The organism is Candidatus Obscuribacterales bacterium (genome assembly GCA_036703605.1).
In the GTDB taxonomy this organism is placed as follows: domain Bacteria; phylum Cyanobacteriota; class Cyanobacteriia; order RECH01; family RECH01; genus RECH01.
Window position 1 is genome coordinate 1 of sequence record DATNRH010000947.1, and the last position, 2,822, is coordinate 2,822.

Annotated in this window: 1 protein-coding gene; it reads left to right on the forward strand. The window is 49.9% G+C overall.

Annotation, left to right across the window (positions count from 1 at the left end):
* The first annotated feature begins 16 nt into the window (after window positions 1-16).
* Complete coding sequence (locus V6D20_19430) at window positions 17-2,494, forward strand: lamin tail domain-containing protein (GenBank protein ID HEY9817955.1); 2,478 nt, start codon at window positions 17-19, stop codon at window positions 2,492-2,494.
* Window positions 2,495-2,822: the final 328 nt, after the last annotated feature.

A 2,822-nucleotide genomic window follows, 5' to 3' on the forward strand; every position in this document is an offset into this window, starting at 1 on the left:
CGCAGGGTACTAGTATATGGTGACTATTAACTTAACGGATACAACCTACGAGCAAGGTTTTAATGACTTGTCTGTGTTTGGCCTCACTGGCAGTGCATTGCCAACTGGATGGTCATCTCTGGAAACAGGATCGTCAGGTAACACAACGTACAGCATTAGCAATGGCAGCTTCTCGACTGGCAACACCTATCTTTTTGGGGCTGGTAGCGGTGCCAATAATGATCCTGAAAGAGCCTTAGGTGGACTGCGCTCTGCTACAGTTATCCCTACATTTGGTGCAAGTTTCACCAACACCACTGATTCCACCATCACAGGGTTTGATATTTCCTATGTGGGTGAGTTGTGGCGTTTAGGAACACCTGGACGAGAGGATCGCTTAGATTTTCAATACAGCTTAGATGCAAGTTCCCTAGACACAGGGAGCTGGGTGGATGTTGATGAGCTTGATTTCACGACACCTAACACGACGGGGTTATCCGGGGCAAGGGATGGTAATGCGGCTGAAAACCAGGCTAATCTTAATGGGCTGATCTCCAGCCTTGAAATTGCGCCGGGAGAGACTTTCTGGATTCGCTGGACTGATTTTGCAGTTCCCGGTGCCAACGATGGCCTGGCCGTAGACGACTTTTCACTGACACCACTGTTTGAGGTTCCTCTAGTCAGTGATATCCAGATCACCGAGTTTATGTATGCAGGTGGTGTTGGTGAGTTCATTGAGTTTACCAATGTGGGCACGGCTCCTGTCGATATGACAGGCTGGAGCTATAGCGATAGTGCTCGTCTGCCCGGCTCTTTCTCGCTGGACGGGTTTGGCTTAGTGCAGCCCGGTGAGTCGGTGATTCTCACCCAGGCCAGTGAAGCAGATTTCCGAACAGCTTGGGGCCTGGATTCATCCTTCAAGGTGATTGGTGGGCTCGATCTGCAAACTCTCCAGCGTAATGATGAAATTAACCTATACGATGCTGAAGGGAATCTAAGCGATCGCCTCTCCTACGGGGATCAAGACTTTCCCGGCACCATTCGCCCGCAAGATGTGAGCGGCTGGACAACCCTAGACAATCTAGATGCTACCGAAATTAATGATGGTTGGCAGCTGTCTGATATCGACGACGAACAAAACTCCCGGGAGGGAGGGGGTGCTATTGGCAGCCCCGGTGTTTTCAACGCTGGTCAACCGGGCATTGTATTGATTGAGTCGGCAGCCCAGACAGAGGTGGAAGAGGGTGGTACGACAGATACCTATGCGATCGCTCTCCGTAGCCAGCCTAGCGCTGAGGTTGTGATTACCATTAATCCTGATGGCCAAACCAGCACCGATGTCACCACGCTGATCTTTACGCCGGATAACTGGAATGTGCCACAGACGGTGATCGTCACGGCGATCGATGATGATTTATTTGAAGAAAATCACACGAGTACTATTACTCATACGGTCACCAGTGATGATGATACCTATGACGGCATTAGCGTTCGCCCTGTAACTGTTGACATCACAGACAACGACAGCCCACCGCCTCTTGTAAATGGGTTGCCCGCGACTATCTATATCAACAGTCGGGGACTTGTTGTCGGTCCTGCCTATCAAATGGGCGAACTCTATTCTGGAGAGCTATTCAGCAACTCTGACGGAACGGGGAACCCAGACGATACCATAGCTGGAACGGATGGAGATGACAGCATCTGGGGCGGCATAGAGGGCAGCGATATCATTGATGCCGGTGAAGGTAACAATACCATTGGTTTTGGCAACGGCGATTCTTGGGTTCGAGCGGGTGACGGTGACGATTTCGCCTATGCGACTGGTAATGGCGGTGGTGATAATATCATTGACCTAGGGTTGGGTACTAACAGTTTCTGGGCAGCAGGTGGTAATAACACGATTACGGCTAGAGGTCGTAATACCATCGGTATTGGCACTGGTAATGATACGGTTACCATAGGGGCCGGCGACGACTTTATCTACAGTGTCAATGGTGGCGGTGGCACGAATGTTTTAAGACTTGGCAGTGGTGCCAATGAAGTCTGGCTAGAAGGCGGAGACTATACGATCATCACCGGACGAGACAATGACGTCATCGGTCTTGGTACAGGGACGGATAACGTTAATGCTGGTGATGGAGACAACATCATCTACATGGTCAATCCAGAGCTTCCTGCGGGCAATAAAACCATCCAAACCGGAGATGGAGATGACTATATCGCTACTGGATCTGGTGATGATCTATTGAATGGCGGCACTGGCAACAATATCTTACTGGGTGGTGTTGGAGCTGATACGTTTGTGGTCAGCAGCGGAGCCTACAACTACATCGGTGATTTTGAATTGGGTGTTGATCAAATCCAGCTCATTGACTTAGAGTTTGAGCAACTCAATTTTGCTCAGGGACAAGGGGATACAGCACTAGATACCTTCATTGCTGTTGATGGTGTCGTGTTGGTTCAGGTTGCCAATCTTGAAGCAAGTCAGCTTGGCACGAGCGTGAACTTTGTCTAGACAAGATAGCGGCTTATGGTGGTGCCTATTGCCAATGGTTTTGGCTTCTTGTCTATTGACTACCCTGTGGGCGATCGCTACTATGGCTTGCGATCGCCTCCCTCAACCTAGCTTGCCTCTCCTCCGCATCATAGTCTTTAATCTTTAGCTGAGCTATTTTCCTATAGTTTTGGCTCAAGAGTGTGGATGTTTTGTGGAGCAATGGGTAGAGGTGAAGTAGACTTCATATCAAGCCTGGTTGAATAGCCATAATTGGGACATCTTGCTTTTGATCCCCTGCTTCGCTGTCCTTTGCCAAGGGGGCTATGGACGTCTGCGTACTGCCAGG